At 35.3% G+C, this 16894-nt stretch carries 15 protein-coding genes and 1 pseudogene; 4 read left to right on the forward strand and 12 right to left on the reverse strand.

The annotated features are described in order from the left end of the window. Positions 1–39: 39 nt before the first annotated feature. The gene (locus JL53_RS12420) at positions 40–669 is read right to left on the reverse strand and encodes an HAD family hydrolase (protein ID WP_003720630.1); all 630 of its coding nucleotides are present in this window, start codon (positions 667–669) and stop codon (positions 40–42) included. Positions 670–829: 160 nt separating this feature from the next. Between JL53_RS12420 and JL53_RS12425 the strand changes: the two genes are divergently transcribed. Continuing rightward, entirely contained in the window at positions 830–2122 is a 1293-nt protein-coding gene (locus tag JL53_RS12425) for an NCS2 family permease (RefSeq protein ID WP_003720631.1), read from the forward strand. Positions 2123–2229: 107 nt separating this feature from the next. Continuing rightward, entirely contained in the window at positions 2230–2496 is a 267-nt protein-coding gene (locus JL53_RS12430; protein ID WP_003720632.1) for a hypothetical protein, read from the forward strand. A 42-nt stretch (positions 2497–2538) separates the two neighbouring features. Here JL53_RS12430 and JL53_RS12435 read toward each other — a convergent pair whose 3' ends face one another. From JL53_RS12435 to JL53_RS12445, 3 genes and pseudogenes are all read right to left on the reverse strand, one after another. After that, complete coding sequence (locus JL53_RS12435; protein ID WP_003720633.1) at positions 2539–3060, reverse strand: type 1 glutamine amidotransferase domain-containing protein; 522 nt, start codon at positions 3058–3060, stop codon at positions 2539–2541. 161 nt (positions 3061–3221) lie between these two features. After that, a pseudogene (locus JL53_RS16055) lies at positions 3222–3607 on the reverse strand (hypothetical protein). After that, entirely contained in the window at positions 3547–3738 is a 192-nt protein-coding gene (locus tag JL53_RS12445) for a hypothetical protein (protein WP_003720635.1), read from the reverse strand. The pseudogene JL53_RS16055 and the gene JL53_RS12445 overlap by 61 nt, the downstream one beginning before the upstream one ends. Before the next feature lie 151 nt (positions 3739–3889). Between JL53_RS12445 and JL53_RS12450 the strand changes: the two genes are divergently transcribed. Next, a complete protein-coding gene (locus tag JL53_RS12450) occupies positions 3890–4249 on the forward strand; it encodes a PTS sugar transporter subunit IIA (protein WP_003720636.1) in 360 nt (119 codons plus the stop codon). Here the strand turns inward: JL53_RS12450 and JL53_RS12455 are convergent. From JL53_RS12455 to yjfP, 3 genes are all read right to left on the reverse strand, one after another. After that, the gene (locus JL53_RS12455) at positions 4240–5115 is read right to left on the reverse strand and encodes a GNAT family N-acetyltransferase (RefSeq protein WP_038407778.1); all 876 of its coding nucleotides are present in this window, start codon (positions 5113–5115) and stop codon (positions 4240–4242) included. The genes JL53_RS12450 and JL53_RS12455 overlap by 10 nt on opposite strands. Before the next feature lie 81 nt (positions 5116–5196). Next, positions 5197–5505 (reverse strand): metal-sulfur cluster assembly factor, encoded by a 309-nt coding sequence (locus JL53_RS12460; RefSeq protein WP_003720638.1) that lies wholly within the window; start codon positions 5503–5505, stop codon positions 5197–5199. Positions 5506–5569: 64 nt separating this feature from the next. Beyond that, complete coding sequence (yjfP, locus tag JL53_RS12465; RefSeq protein ID WP_038407779.1) at positions 5570–6322, reverse strand: esterase; 753 nt, start codon at positions 6320–6322, stop codon at positions 5570–5572. Between the two features lie 151 nt (positions 6323–6473). Here yjfP and JL53_RS12470 point away from each other — a divergent pair, with 151 nt between their 5' ends. Then, complete coding sequence (locus JL53_RS12470) at positions 6474–7286, forward strand: Cof-type HAD-IIB family hydrolase (protein WP_003720640.1); 813 nt, start codon at positions 6474–6476, stop codon at positions 7284–7286. Positions 7287–7356: 70 nt separating this feature from the next. Here JL53_RS12470 and JL53_RS12475 read toward each other — a convergent pair whose 3' ends face one another. From JL53_RS12475 to addB, 5 genes are all read right to left on the reverse strand, one after another. Then, entirely contained in the window at positions 7357–8259 is a 903-nt protein-coding gene (locus tag JL53_RS12475; RefSeq protein WP_014093578.1) for a YitT family protein, read from the reverse strand. Positions 8260–8343: 84 nt separating this feature from the next. Next, positions 8344–8706 (reverse strand): YisL family protein, encoded by a 363-nt coding sequence (locus JL53_RS12480; protein WP_038407780.1) that lies wholly within the window; start codon positions 8704–8706, stop codon positions 8344–8346. Positions 8707–8728: 22 nt separating this feature from the next. Beyond that, positions 8729–9577 (reverse strand): fumarylacetoacetate hydrolase family protein, encoded by an 849-nt coding sequence (locus JL53_RS12485; protein ID WP_003720643.1) that lies wholly within the window; start codon positions 9575–9577, stop codon positions 8729–8731. Next, complete coding sequence (gene addA / locus JL53_RS12490) at positions 9578–13288, reverse strand: helicase-exonuclease AddAB subunit AddA (RefSeq protein WP_038407781.1); 3711 nt, start codon at positions 13286–13288, stop codon at positions 9578–9580. 1 nt (position 13289) lies between these two features. Beyond that, positions 13290–16763 (reverse strand): helicase-exonuclease AddAB subunit AddB, encoded by a 3474-nt coding sequence (addB, locus tag JL53_RS12495; RefSeq protein ID WP_038407782.1) that lies wholly within the window; start codon positions 16761–16763, stop codon positions 13290–13292. Positions 16764–16894 lie beyond the last annotated feature (131 nt).

Below are 16894 nucleotides of genomic sequence, written 5' to 3' on the forward strand. Positions count from 1 at the left end.
AAACTTGGAGGCAAATAGCTCTCTAAGTTTACTCTTTTTCTACTCTAAATTAATTTCTGCAAAAGCTGAAACTACTGTTGCTTCTTTCGGAAATGCAATGGTTTTAGTCGCTTCATTAGGTACAATATATACTTTCAATCCTGCTTCCATTGCTGATAATGCACCATTTTTGGAGTCTTCTATCGCAATTGCTTCTTCCGGTTTCACCCCTAGAGCTTCCACCGCTTGCGCATAAAGTGCTGGATGTGGCTTAATTTCCTCCACATGGTCCGCCGTTTGTATTGTTTCAAAGTCTTCTAAAATCCCCAATCGTTCGAGCGTCGATGCAATCCATCCGTAACCAGAGCTCGTTGCAAGACCAATCTTATAGCCTCTTGATTTTACTTCTTGGAAAAATGCTTCAAAACCATCTCGGAATCCAAGCGACTGTTGACCTGTGTGGCAAGCTTCTGCAACCGTAGTCAAAAATGCTTCTTTATCAAAGTTTCCATTTGTTGCTTCCATCATATAAGTAATTATTGGCTCTTCACTTGTTCCAATAATCTGCTGATAAATTTCATCTGGTAAATCAATATTGTAAGTTTCTTTTAAATAGGTCATTGTTTCGCTATACCATAAATTCTCTGTATCAAGCACGGTGCCATCAAAATCAAAAATCACTGCCTTCACATGCATCCTCCTAGTATAAATGATAGTTTTATTGTAACACAGATAAACTATTTAATAAATCTTCCAAAAAAGGTTGCTTTTTTAGCAAAAAACGAATAATATTGAAGTTGTGGTTTTTAATGTTCGTTATTTAGAATTAAAAAAGGAGTGAAACACACGTATGTTTCAATTAAAAGCAAACGGTACAGATGTTAAAACAGAAGTTATCTCTGGTTTTACTACATTCTTAACGATGGTATATATCGTTGTAGTTAACCCGGCAATTCTTTCTGCAGCTGGGGTTCCATTCAATACCGTCTTCATGGCAACTATTATTTCCGCAGTTATTGGTACATTATGGATGGCGATTTTTGCTAATTATCCAATTGCGATTGCACCAGGACTTGGAATGAATGCCTACTTTGTCACAGTAGTTACAACACAAAAACTAGATTATTCAGTCGCATTCGCTGCGGTCTTTGTAGCAGGTATTATTTTCTTATTACTTTCCTTGACACCACTTCGGGAAAAAATCATCGAAGCTATCCCGCACAATTTAAAAGCTGGAATCACAGCTGGTATTGGTCTTTTTATCGCTTTCTTAGGATTTCGAATGACTGGCATTATCGTTTCTAATGATTCTAACTTAGTAGGGCTCGGGGATTTACACTCTCAAGAAGCCCTTCTAGCTATCGTTGGTCTTCTGATTACTTTAATTCTTCTAGCTTTAAACATAAAAGGTGCTTTATTTATTGGAATGATTGCAACTGGAGTTATTGCTTTCTTTACTGGCGAACTGAAATTTACGGATGGAATTGTTAAGATGCCACCAATGCCAGAATTCGTTTTCACAAATCCACTCCACGCTTTTGGTGATGTGATGAGTTACGGATTATACGCGGTTGTCTTATCATTCTTACTTATCACTATTTTCGATACAACAGGTACAATGATTGGCGTTGCAAAAAAAGCTGGCCTGATGAAAGGCGAATCTTTACCAAATGCAAAACAAGCATTAATGGCTGATGCTGTTGCAACAAGTGTTGGTTCTATGTTTGGGACAACACCAACAAGTGCTTACATTGAATCATCTGCTGGCGTTGCAACTGGTGGTCGTACTGGGTTAACCACTTTAACAGTAGCTATTTTATTTATGGTTTCCGCATTCTTCGCTCCACTAGTTGGTGCTGTATCAGGTATTTCTGCCATTACTGCTCCTGCTCTAATTGTTGTTGGGAGTATGATGATTGGTGCTGTAAAAGAAATTGATTGGGACACATTGGATGAAGCATTCCCAGCTTTCTTAGTAATCCTTGCTATGCCACTTACTTCAAGTATCGCTATCGGCCTTGCTTTCGGATTTATTTCCTATCCAATCTTAAAAGTCTTCACAGGTAAATGGCGTGAACTTAACTGGTTCCTAATTGTCATTGCTGTCTTATTCTTCATCCTTGTTGCTTTCTTGCCACATTAATAAATCAAGCGTCTACTAAAATAGTAGTAGGCCCTTTTAATTGGACAAAAAACAACTCTTTTGCTATAAAGAAGAGAGAAACTAATTAGAAATGAGTTGAAATTGTCGTGTTTTTAAAATCATTCTTCGCTGGTATTGGACTTGCTGTCGTAATTTTTTTAGCAAGTTTCCTAACATCAAGTTATACATTATCCAGCTTATTTTCCATTGTGACAACTATCCTTGTGTTTGCATCGATTATTTTATCGGCCTTTGTTTCCTTTGGCGGCCGCAGTGGGAATCCTAGTCGGAAAAGCCAATTACGTTGGAGTATCCTGCTTTTAGTAGCTGCTATTCCTAGTTTTATCGGCTTTATCGTTACTTTTTACTTTTAAACAAAAAGAAGCATTCTCTTTTAACCTGAGAATGCTTCTTTTTTATTTTTCAAAAGCGGAAATAAAAGCCGGTAAATACTCTGGTAAATCTGGTGGACGACGGCTTGAAATAATGTGCCCATCTGTTACGACCGGCTCATTATGCCAAATCGCCCCTGCGTTTGTCATATCATCTTTAATTCCTGGTGTACTAGTAACATTAACGCCTTCCAAGATTCCTGCAGAAACTAATACCCAACCAGCGTGACAGATTTGACCAATTGGTTTTTTCTCCTTATCAAAAGAACGAATCAAATTCAGAACACTGTCAAATCGGCGCAACTTATCTGGGGACCATCCACCCGGAACCAAAATCCCGTCGTAGTCTTCTGCACGAACAGAATCAAAATCATAGTCAGAAGTAACTGGAACACCATATTTCCCGTGATATACTTTCTTCGCTTCTTCTGCCACTAAATGTACGGAGGCACCTTCCTCACGCAATCTAAGTACAGGATACCAAAGTTCTAAATCTTCAAAGTCTTCGCTGACTAACGCAATTATTTTTTTACCTTTCAAGCTCATCTGAATCTCCTCCTATCCTCTACTATAGTATAACAACAACTGGACTGTTATTAAATTATTCCGCCTATAAGAAGACAAAAAAAGACGCTGAAAATAAACATTTCCAGCGTTGCCATCATGTTCGGTCGTCTGTGCATAACGGGATGAGGCACAAACATAAACTACATGGCTAATGAGATGAATGAAAACAAATAATGATTTTGGTGTCTAAACAGATGTCTGACTAGTTGCCATTCTATTGGAAGATGGATACACCAAAAGTCATTATAACCATGATAGGGTCTTATCCCCATGAAAATCACATTCTCAAATGAAACTTTCATCGGGATAAAACTCTTTCCTATAACTTATTTTACTATTGTTCTTGAAAAATGCAAGTAAATAAATGTAGATTTTTTGTGACGGACTTCCAAATCGGTCTAAATATCTTTGTTTTATCAGGTATTTCCGTAAAAAATAACAAAAAGAAACCAGTAAAGGTTCCTTTTAATCCATAACTTCTACAATCATCCAAGAAATAATTGCGACTAACGGAATTAATACCCATACATTATGACCAAGTAAACTAGGGCGAGCGTTTGGTTTTTCTTCTAATAGTTGAATTCTCTCACGTAAATCATGTACTTCTAGCTCTAAGTCTTGTACTTTATCTTCTAGCTCATACAAACGTTCTTCCATTTAAATCCCCTCCATAGTTTTTCTACCTTTTATTATACGTGAGGCGAAATCAAAAACATCCTTCCATAGTCTGATTTATTGCTAATTTATTGGCATACCGTTCTCACCTTTGCTACAATAAAAGAAAACTATCAATTGTTGGGGTGGGAAAATGGAAATGCAAGTAGAAGAAGCTGTTGTAAAACTAATTTTGCATGGTGGAAACACACGAAAAGAAGCGTACAAAGCAATTGATTTTGCTGAGAAATACCAATTCAAGGATGCAGATAAACATTTACAATTGGCAGAAGAACAATTTCAAGAAGGACATGTTTGGCAAACAAAGTTAGTATCGATTCGTGACGCAAAGTCCTTATCACATCCATCATTTTTACTAATCCACGGACAAGATCACCTAATGACTGCCCAAGCAGAATTACAATTAGCTAAAAGAATCATTAAGCAATATAAGCATCAACAACGCTTAGAAAAACGCTTAACGAAACTAGAACAAGAAGTCCCTCAAGCATGAGAAGTGGCAGGGAATAGAAAATAACGCTCGCTTGTAAACACATTCGGACGCATAAATAATATATCTTCTGTTTCAATAATGTAAGCTGCATCAATATGCTTATCTTTTTCTGGTGTAAAAGAAAGATGAATAGTATCGATATCCTTAGTTACTAAACGCTGCAAAACTTCTACTACACTTACCTTTTTAGTACTAATAATATCTAGTACATATAAATCCGTCTCCTCTTGCTCGAAAAGAACAATTGTATCTAATTCTTTTAGATAATAAACGGCATCTTTTAAAGCAATTAACACGTAGAACATGAGTAAATCTGCACTATTTCTCACATCTAAAACGGTGGAAAGACTTATCCGGTTTGAAACAATTCGACTTATTAACTGAAAATCCGATTTACTCGCCGGATTCAGCTTTTTTATTTGAGATGCTTGCTTTTTCAAACTAGTGGCATCTACAGTGAAACTACTTTCTGCTACTCGTTCAAAACCAAATTTAGGATAAAACTCAAGTACTGAGTCATTCGCAAAAAGATAGAAAAAATCATATTCCGCTTCATATTTATTAATCACGTGGTTGATTAACTTTTGTGCTAAACCTTGATTTCTATAGTCAGGATGCGTCATGACAGTTCCAATTTGTAAAGCACGATAAGTTCCCCCTTGGTAAGTCAGATCCATTTTGTTAATAGAAACATTCGCGATAACCTTTCCTTTATCTACGTAGGAATAGCAAACATATTTATCATTCCAAAAACCTTGTTGATACCACTCTTCCAAATTGATTTCAAAAGTACTTTCAGCCAGGCTATTAAAGCTTTCTCGGTATTTGGCATTATCTTTGTAATCACTTATTAATTGATAACTCATTCTTTTTATCCTCTATTCTTTCCTATAAAAATAACAGGCATGACATGAAAAAATGTCCTACCTGTTTATTTCTATTTAAGATTAACGTATCCCTAGTGCTATTTTTGCATAGCGTGACATACGATCTTTCGTCCAAGGTGGATTCCAAACAAGGTTAACATTTGTATCTTTTACTTCTGGGATATCACTTAATGCCATTTGCACTTGCTCCGTCAAAATCCCAGCAAGTGGACAACCCATCGTTGTAAGCGTCATTGAAACTGTGCAAAGTCCATCATCATCTAATTCAACATCGTATACAAGTCCAATATTCACAATATCAATACCTAGCTCCGGATCAATAACTTGCTCCAGTGCTCCCATTAGATTTTCTTTCAGTTGTTCATCCATGAAGTATATGCCTCCTTTTTGCCATTTTGTACACTTATTGTATCATATATGAGAATGATTTTCATTATAAGAATTTCTCGAAAAATCCTACCCCTTCAAGCATCCCTTCAACCGATACTTTATGTTTTGCATTATCATCTATTACAAACTGAACATTATCTGCTAAGCTTTCTTCTACAAGCGTTTGGTATAACTTTTCACTATAAGCAAAGGGAACAACATCATCCTTTTTACCGTGCCAAAGCAGTAGTGGGCGTTCTTTTATTTTAGTGATATTTTGTGTTAAATCATATTTTTGCAGCGCAAGTATTCGTGCATCCACATCATATGGGAATGTCATCCCTTGTGAAGCTGCGTATTTCGATAATTCTTTTGCGAAATCAACATAGTAGGCACTTCCCATCAAGCTAACTGCTACTTTGATTTCATTATATTGACCAAGAAGCCCCAGCGATGTGATAGCTCCCATTGAAACTCCGCCCACACCAATTCGATTAGCATTCGTTTTCCCGGCTTTTATTAACTCCTTTATAATTAAGGGGAATTCTTTAATATTTGCCTCAATAACATCCCAAAAGTAGGTTGCTTGGTCTTCTGGATTCGCATCCAAAAGCCGTTCTCCATGTAAGTTAGCATCTGGCAATATTACACGAAAACCTCGTTGGGCAAGTAAATACCCATAATGCAAATACAATTCTTTCTGAGAGGTAAAACCATGATAAAAGATAATAGTTGGCAACATTTTATCCGCATTTTCACTATTGCTAATATGTAACACTGGAATATTTGCAATTTGTTCATTTTCAACTTGAATCATTGTGACGCCTCGTTTCTATAGGAATTATTAAGCACTTGCAACGGACTGAATCATTTACAAAACAGTAGCAAACGTCTATCATTAACTTGTGCCCTTATTTTAGCATGAAGGGGCAGTTTTGAACTAACCATATGAATTAAAGGAGCAAATTATGTCTAAAAAATTAATCGTACTTGATCTCGACGGCACCACACTTAGAGATGACTTAACCATCTCTTCTCATACGAAAAAAACATTAAAAAAAGCGCGTATGGCAGGCCATGAAGTAATGATAGCTACAGGACGTCCATACCGGATTAGCGGCTTATACTACGAGGAGCTTGATTTAACTACACCCATCGTTAATTTTAATGGCGCTGTTTACCATCACCCAAGACTTACGACATTTTCAGAAGGTTATCACCACGCTATCGATTTACAAGTTGTTCGTGAACTACTTGATTTCACCAATGACTTTTCACTAGATAATATCGCTGCAGAAGTACAAGATAGCGTATTCTTGAAAGAAAGAAACAACAGTGTACCAGATACATTTCATTTAGGAACAGAAAATGTTGTTTTCGGGAATATCCGCGACACCATTCAGTCAGATGCTACGTCTTTATTATTTTTTGGTAAACTAGATCAGCTTGATTTAATTAGCCAGCATCTTGATGAATCTCTTGCTGATGTTATTTCCCATCACACATGGGGAGCCTCTGCTTGGCCAGCTGTCGAAATCATTAAATTCGGTATCCATAAAGCAATCGGTGTCCAAGCTGCCGCAAAAACACTCGGCTTCAACCGAAAAGATATTATTGCATTTGGTGATGAAGATAACGATTTACAAATGCTCGACTACGCTGGCGTTGGTGTCGCAATGGGAAACGCTACGGATTCAGTCAAAAACGTTGCCAATGTTGTTACAGCCACCAACCAAGATGATGGAATAGCTGTCTATTTAGAAGAAAATTTAAACTTATAATAAAAGCTGCAAAAATGGCTTTACAAAATTAGAATCTCTCATTTTTGTGCCGCCATTTTTTGCAGCTTTTTTACATCATTTTATTTTTATACATTGCCATCGCTAATTTTTGATCTGCTTCTGAACGAAAATCACCAAATACGCTAGAAGTTTCCATTACATTAATAAATGCCTTCGAATCAAACTCCCCAACAATATGTGTAATATCGTATAACTCATACCGCGTGATGACCATTATCAACATTGCCACATCTTCTTTCGAGTAGCCACCCATTGCATCCACTACTGTTATTCCGCGAACCATATTGTCATGAATTGCTTGAATAACCGTGTCTGCATGCTGCGTCATAATCATTACGGTTAACTTTTGATGTCTTGTATGAATGATATCAATCACTCTACTTTGTACATACAAAGAAATAAGCGTATAAAGCGCAAATGTCCAGTCATAAGCAAAACCTGCGACAATAATGATGACACCATTTAGTAACAAGAAGTACTTTCCAAAAGAACGCCCAGTCTTAATCGTAATATACATCGCAATTATATCAAGCCCACCAGTAGAAATACCAAACTTTAAAGCTAAACCAATACCCACAGAAGCAATTAATGCTCCAAAAATGGCATTAAGCAATATATCATTTGACACATGCACTTCTGGGATAACAATTAAGAAAAAAGACATAAACGCAACTGTTAAAAAACTAAAAACCGTAAATGATTTTCCTACTTTTAGCCAGCCTAAAATTGCAACCGGAATATTTAACAATAGGACAAGTAGCCCCGTTGAAATAGAAATATTCATTGAATCTCGTAGCATGTCTGAACCCAATTGTGCAACCCCATTTAATCCAGCTGCATATACTTGTGCTGGTATTAAAAAGAAGTTCATACCAATCGCATTTAAAAGTGCTGCTATAATTGCTATGGCGGTTTTTTTAGCATACTCTTTATATACTATATTTGAACTCATTTTCTTCTCTCCTTTTTTGGTCCTAACATAACATACCAACTTTCCGGAGAAAAGAGAAGCCTTTTTTGTTTAATTTTTTTATTTTTAGTCAAATAATGGATATCCGCCCGATAAATAAAACCCTAATGATACTGTCAGAACAACTACAATAACAAAAATCATTAAAAACATTCCTGTTGGTTTTTGCTGTTTTCGGTAACTAAGTAACATTTCGACAACTCCGATAACAATAATTCCCATCAAAATTTTAAATATTGCCAAAATCCAACTTTGCTCGATACTATACTGAACCATCATAATCCCACTTAAAATAACTAAAATATAAAAAACACGATTAATCATTTGGAGCACTGTAAAACCCTTAGTTGACTTCGAATAGATAACCAAAGCGCCAATTGTTAGTACCACGATTGCCACCCAAGAAATTAAATGAATATATCCCCACATTTTCTTCTTCCTTCTTTCTCCGTTAAGACTTCCTTACCTTATTTCGCAATGTGCCAATGCGGTCAATGATAATTTCAACCAAATCTCCTTCTTGTAAAAAAGTTGGAGGATTCATTCCACTACCAACACCACTTGGCGTTCCAGTTGCAATTATATCACCTGGAACCAGCGTATGCCCTTTTGACAAACTAGAAATAATTTCCGTTAATTTAAAAATAAATTTTTCTGTGGAATCTGCTTGTCTTAATTCGCCATTTACTTTTGTTTCAATATAAAAAGTTGTCTCTTCTTTGCTATCAAATGTTAATACACAAGGCCCAATCGGACAACTCGCGTCTAAGCTTTTCCCAAGGTAAAACTGCTTATGCTTTTTCTGAATATCTCTAGCAGTAATGTCATTAATAATTGTAAAACCAAAGATAGCAGACAAAGCTTCCTCCTCTGGTATATCTCTAATTTCTTTGCCAATAATTACTGCTAGCTCTCCTTCATAATCAAGTTGATCTGTTATATTTTGATGCAACTCAATCTCTCCGTTATGAGGCAACAAACTATTAGCGCTTTTTGTAAAAACTAATATGTCAGAAGGAACATCCTCTTTTGTTCCCATTTCTAGCACATGCTTATAATAATTTTTACCAATTGCCATAATATTATTTGGCGGGAATAAAGGAATTTGAACTTCTACTTCTTCTATTGCAATCCTTTCTTTGATAGCATTCATATCCTGAATAATTGGCCTTTCTTTTATATAATCAAGTAATGTTTTGGGTGGATTCATCCAAAAAGATTGCGCTGGAATGATTTCATTTTCATTTGTTAAAACGCCATAATTCGATTGCCCTTTATAAAGATAGCTTATCCATTTCATTTAAAAACCTTCCTCTGTTTTTATTCGGCACATATGCTGTCCATCGAAAAAGTATAAGTATGCTTCGGATACTCGTTTTCCACTTATTGCCTGAATTGCTTCCGCATAAAGCTTGATTTGTATTTGATAGCGATTTTTCATTACTTTTTCTGCTTCGCCCCAGTCAGCATATCTTCCAGTTATTTTATCCGTTTTATAATCGATCAAAATGATAGAATCTTCTTGTTCAATCATACTATCGACAACACCTTGAATCAGTACATGTTCATCTATATTAGCCTGTTTGTAAAGTTTAGCTACAGGAAGTAAATAACTAAATGGTACTTCACGCTTCACATGATCCTTTTCCAGAAGTACTTTTTCGCCTAGTTCTGATTCAAAAAAAGCAAGAATTTGCTCTATATTAATAGCCTTGACTTGCGCTTCTGTCAAAATGTCTTTTTCTCTCATCTTTTGTAAAAGTTGTTTCACTTCGCCTACACTAGGTTTACTTTCTAGAGAAACCGCCTGCATTAATGTATGCATGGCTGTACCTACTTCAGTTGCAGATAATTTGTTTTGTTGCAAGAATTTGGGTCTATCCAGCGATACTTTTTGAAATTCTTTTAAAAGCGTCGTGTCACTCCAACTATCTTGTAAGGTGAATTGTCGTTTCAATTCCGTTACAGACTGTTTAGCGCGAATTTCTGTTGCTACTTCATCTTTATACTGATAGTTCATAAATCGCTCAATTTCATCCTTATACGCGCTTTGAACAGGCACTGGTTGATGATCTCTTACCTTTTCCAACCAATTGTCTTGTTTACTTTCGGTTATTTCACTTGATAAAAGCATTTCTTTTGTTTTAATTTCTATTTGAAGCGACATATCAGTTGGAAGTGGTTGAATGCCCTCTTCGCAAAGTAATTCTTTAAAACTAATATGACGAATTAGCGCATGTCCAATCCAATCCAAATAACACTTTGCCCTTGCTCTTATGGCTGCTGGTAAAATGGTTTCTTTTTCTTTTGCTACTTGTAGCCATTGTTTACTCGTCTTTTCAAAATCAGGAACGGTAGCAGTTAAAATTAATTTTTCTTCTGCCCGAGTGAGCGCTACATAGAGGACACGCATTTCTTCGGCTATCATTTCGCGCATTTTTTTTTGTTTCATTGCCTGTTGCATAATAGTTGGGTATACAATCATTTTTTCGATATCTCTGTAAGCAGATGCAAAACCATAGTCTTTATCTAATAATGTTTTACTATAAATATCACGCATATTAAACTTCCTACTTAATCCGGATACTATTACCACTGGAAATTCTAATCCTTTACTCGCATGAATTGTCATCATACGAACAACATCTTCTTTTTCACTTAGAGTTTTAGCAGTTCCAAGATCATCCCCCCGAACTTCTAAACGCTCAACGAATCGGACAAATCGAAATAGTCCTCTGAAAGAAGTTTTTTCATACTGATTAGCTCTGTCGTATAAGGCTCGCAAATTTGCTTGACGCTGTTTCCCACCTGGCAAACCACCGACAAATTCATAAAAGTTAGTTTCTTGATAGATTTGCCAAATTAATGAAGTTAAATTCTCTCGAATAGATAGCTCACGCCAATTGTTTAATTGTTTTATAAACTCACTAATTTTATCTGCTGCTTCTGAAATAACATTGTCTTTAAAAGCTCGCAACGCATCAAAGAAATAGCCTTTTTTCTTCGCCAACCGAATTTGTCCTAATTCTTCTTCTGTTAAGCCGATAATTGGAGACCTTAAAACAGCAGCTAACGGAATATCTTGATATGGATTATCAATTACTTTCAAAAGTGCAATCATTGTAGCCACTTCAGTTGTTTCAAAATAACCAGAATTATTATTGGCATAAAACGGGATATTTTGAAGTTTCATTGCCTCTTCAATATCAGGTGCGCTCGTCATTGCCCGTGCTAAAATGACAATATCTCGGTACTCTATTGGTCTATTCTGTTGCATTTTTTTATCATAGATTGGAAACTTATTATCAATCATTTCTCTAACTTTCAACGCAATAGCTCTGGCTTCTACTTGGTTTTTTTGAAGTTCTTGTGGAGATAGCGCATCATCTTCAGTTTCCTTTTCTTCTGTTTTCATGTCAATTAATAAAAGTTCTGTTGCCATATCTTTTGACTCAGGAAAATGGGCTCCTAATGTTAATTCAGCCGCATTATCATAATCAATTTCTGCCACTTTATTGTCCATTAATTGATGGAAAATAAAATTTGTAACATCCAGCACTTCTTTTCTACTTCTGAAATTACGTGACAAGTCTATCCGTATACCTCCACTTGTTCCATCTTGTTGATATGCTTGATATTTCGTCATAAATAAAGTGGGTTCAGCTAAACGGAAACGATAAATAGATTGCTTTACATCACCAACCATAAATAAGTTTCCTTTTGTTCCATTCATTGTAGTAACTAGCATTAAAATTATCTCTTGTACCATGTTTGTATCTTGATATTCATCAATTAACACTTCTTTAAATTGCTTCTGATAGCTCTTCGCAACTTCAGACGGAGTGCCATCTTTTAGTAATATTTTTAAAGCCAAGTGCTCTAAATCATTAAAATCTAAGACTCCTCTTTTCTGTTTTTCCTCAAAAAAGTTTTGTGCAAATTTTTTCACCAATTCACTTAAAGCTTTAATATTTGGTTTCATTTTTTCTAAATCTGCTAAATAATTAACTTCATTTCTGGAAAACCACTCTATTAAAACATTTTTGATTTCTTTTTTTGCTGCATCCCGAAACTTTTTCGTCTGTTCAACATACTCCTCATCATAATCACTTTTATTTTTAAGAGTGGGTAACCTCTTAAAATCAACACTTTCGATACTTATTTTTACATCTTCCCAACTATTCCAATCCATTTGGAATAGCATATTGATTTGAGCCAAATCTCCTTCTAATGTATCAAGGTATGGTGCCGGTCCATCAGTGTCACTTGCATAATCTATAGCAGTTAATAAATCATTTTTAGTTTGATGGATTCGGAGCTCAATAGCTTCTTTAATAATCGGAAAATAAGGTAGTTCGGTGATAGATGTAATATTATTTGTTTCATATAAATCCACCATTTTTTCTAACCAAATATCTGGTTCAGGATTAGCTCTTGAAAAATCATATAGCTTTGATATTAGAATATGTAATTCAGTATCTGTTCTGTCCCCTGTGAAGGAATCTACCAAATGAAAGAACGAATCATTATCTTTAATACCATAAGCTTCTTCTAAAAGGTCTTCTAGTACTTCATCTCTAATCATACTACTTTCAATTGGCTCAATTAAACGGAAGTTAGGATCAATGTCTGCTTCAAAATAATGTTTCCGAATAATTTCTAGGCAAAATGAATGCAAAGTTGAAATAGAAGCATAATTTAGCAGTGCTACTTGTTTTTTCAAATGTGCAGAATCCGGATTTTGCACAAGAGCCTCCTCTAAAGCTTTACCGATTCTAAATTTCATCTCTGCTGCTGATGCATTTGTAAATGTAACTATTAGTAATTCATCTACATTCCATTTAACTGTTTCATCAATCAATTTTTCAATAATTCTAGTAACAAGAACGGCTGTTTTCCCAGAACCCGCAGCAGCAGCTACTAGAATGTTTTTTCCATCTGCTTGAATAGCTTTCCACTGGTCATCTGTCCATGTTGAGTTACTGGGTTTATCAGGTATATTTAGACTCATGCTACTGCGTTCCTCCTTCTATATCCATTTTTGTTAATATTGTTTCTGTTTTTTCATTCGTTAAATGTCTATATTGATTACTTGTCAATGATGGGTCAAAACTGCAAAATGAACGAAATCCACAAAATTGACATGGTGTTCTTTCTTTTAATTTGTACGGATTTATCGAAACTGCACCATCGAGAATTTTATTTCCAGCTTCTTGATATTTATTACGTACAAATTGGCGCATTTTGTCAAACTCGCTTCTTGTTGCCGTTCTTGATCTAGCGCTGAGTTCTCCGTTTTGCTTGATTTCAGCTGGGATAATAGTCGATGATTTTCCTTTTTCAAGTGTTGTATCCATTAAGGAAACAGCAACTGGATCAGAAAGAATCAATCCTTTCATTTTAGAACTTTTCTGGACTTCTTTAGCAAGCTGATCTTCCGTTAATTCTTTATCAGATTGAACAAACTGGTTATGCATATGGAAATAAAGTACCCCTGCTGGTTCTGCATTTTTCCCAAGCATTTTCTGCGCATTCATTACGACAATATCTAAATATGTTAGCATCTGAAGTGCTAGTCCATAATAAACCTCTGTAAGCGCCAAATCATGTGCGCTAGATTTGTAATCAATAATACGTAGGAAAGTCCGATTATCCTGCTCTGCAACATCAATTCTATCAATTCTTCCTTGTAAAAGTAGTTCACTATCTGATTGTAATGGTATTTTCAATGGTGGAATATCACCTTTTAACCCAAAATCCACTTCTAATCCTACTGGTCTAAAGGCACTACTTTTTGCTTGTTCATTTAAAACCGTTGTCGCTCTTGTAATTATTTGGAGTAATTTATATTGAATATATTCCATTCGCTTAGAGCTCAGTAAAATTTCATGTTGGATTTTAGGTGCTAGAAATGTCATTGCAAGCTTTGCTAAATGCTTACATTCTTCTATATTTAAGCTTCCCCAGTCCATATTATTGCGTTTCAATTCTGCTGAAATCCATTCCATCGCCGCATGAAAGATTTCTCCCATATCTACTGCTTGGAGTTGGAAATGTGCTCTTTCTTCTAATTTCAAACCATATTGAGCAAAGTGCTGGAATTCACAACTGAAAAACTTCTCCATTCTAGAAACACTTGCATGGATATTTTCACCAAACAAGCCTTTCGCAGTTGTTTCTTGTAAAGGCGCTGTTTTATTTTCATAATATAAGCTAGAAAATACTTGTTTTGCAGTTCTAGATTCTTCCTTATCATCAAAGTAACTATTATATGCATCCCACCACACGTTTGACACAGGATAACCACGTTTATACATCTGTAATTGGCTCGTGAGTATACCTAAAACAGCTTGTCTCGAGCGAATATAGCTACTTTGTTCTTCCTCATTTAATAAACTTGGATCTGTTAAATAAACTGCTTCACTCAAGTTTTTAAATTGTCCTTTTATTTTGCGAAGGTAGTTTGATTCAGTTAATACTTTCCCTTCCTCATCCGCAGCTGGATAGCTAAGAAACAGCTTATCACTTGGCAAACTAACTATTTTATAAGCTAATAAATCTTCTTCCCCAATATTATTTTTAGCGGATGCTTTTAAATTACTATTTTGTTCTCGTAAAAAGTCTCGGTCTTGATCAGATAAGATTCCTTTATCTTTTTGACGCAGCGGCATCACGCCATCATTCATTCCAATCGCAAAAATAACTTTCATCTCTAATAACTTGGCATTTTCCATATCAGATAAAACGACTTGATCTAATGCGGGTGGTAATAGAGAAAATTCCAGTGCATCCAAACCAGTCACAACTATTTCTATAAAGCTTGTTAAGTCAAGTGATTCTTCTCCTAAAACTTCAACAAATTCATCCAAAAGTGCTGAAATAGAATTCCAAGCTTGCTCATGTTCGCGTGCTAGTTCCAGGTAGCCATTGTCTTCCGCTACTCTTCTCCAAGATTCTAAATGCTCCACTGCTTGAACTTGCTCAATATAATGGTATAACGCTAGCGCAAATTCTTGTCCAGTACTTGCTTTACTTAAATTCATTTCTAATGTCGAAAGTGGTATTACAATACGATTCCGCATTTCATTAATAACGTTTTGTGTACTTAACTCTTCATCTGTTTGAGGTAAAACATTGGTAGAGAGGCCTCGGATTTTCCGATAAATCCAGTCACCTTCTTTCTGCCACTTCCATTTATTTTGAATCCCATTTTCAAGTACATAGTTTTCCAGAATATCTGATTTACGGCGCATATCTGCCGCCTCTTCCATAATATCAAAAAAGAATTCTGTTTTAACAGCTTGAAAAATTGGTTCATATTTCCAATTAAATTGAATTGCATCTAAGCTTGAGCGGATAAACTCAACAAATGGATGTTTAGCCATCTCGCGCTTCTTATCTATAAAAATAGGAATATCATAGGCTTCCATCACTGTTTCAGCTAAGACATCATAGTCCCCTAGATTTCTTGTTAAAATAGCAATATCTTTATAGCTATAACCATTCAAAGTAAGCTTTCGGATTTCGCGGGCAATCCCTTCTATTTCAGCACGTCTATTATTAGCTTGATGAATGCTTAAATTCGTTGCTTCCCCTTCAAAAGCTGCAAATTTATTTTGTCCCCAGGTATTAGTTAAAAATGCTAACGAAGCTGCTTTCGCTCGTTTATTTTCAGTTAGTAACTTACCTTCTTCTATATCAATATTATTTAATTTAGCTATTTCTAATAAAGCAAGATAGATTTCTGTGCTCGTTTTAAACATGCTATATTCTTCTAATCCATCTTGAATGTTAGGGACATTCAATGTAAGTGAAACAGTCACTTTATCACATTTTTGCATTAATCTTTCTATCACAGTTAATTCTTGCTTAGAAAAAGAATTAAATCCATCAATAATTATTTCTGTGTCATTTAAATAGTCACTCTCAGTAATTTTTTCAGCTAAAAGTCTTAAATAATCCTCGTTTTCAAGAAATTTACCCGCTAACAGCTCTTCATATTTTTGATATATCAGTGAAATATCATGCACTTTATTCGTTACGCTTGTCGGTAACGTTCTGGCACTTTCCTCTAAATCATTAATTGAAATCTCTTCTTGCTTCATTTCTTTAAATAAATTGGCAAGCTCTGAATAAAAGCCTTTTCTAGAAGTAGCTCTCGAAAAAACTTTCAATTCTTCTTTTTTATCTAGAGCTGCCTTTCGGATGACCATTTCGATACCTGTTTTACTTAGGAATGTTTTAGACAATCCGCCCGTTTCTTGAAGGATCTTCCACGCAAGCCTACTAAAACTAAAAATTTGTGTTCCCATCATCCCTGCAAGTTTTTCCTTTTTCAAGAAATGGGTTTCCATTTGAAAAGTCATTTGATCTGGAACAATAAAGATATACGTTTTTGAATTTTGTTTAATTTTTGTCCCTACTTCATTCATTAGATGTGTCGTTTTACCTGTCCCTGATCTACCAGCAATTATTTGAAGTGTCATACCCTCACCACCGAACATATGTTTTTATTTAGTTTACCATATTTACGCTATCTGTCCAGAACTTTTTTCGAAGGATTTTTTCCTTTAAAATTTATAAAACAGCCCAAAAAAACTAAGATAGCTCTTACTAT

This window comes from Listeria ivanovii subsp. londoniensis (genome assembly GCF_000763495.1).
Classification (GTDB): Bacteria; Bacillota; Bacilli; order Lactobacillales; family Listeriaceae; genus Listeria; species Listeria londoniensis.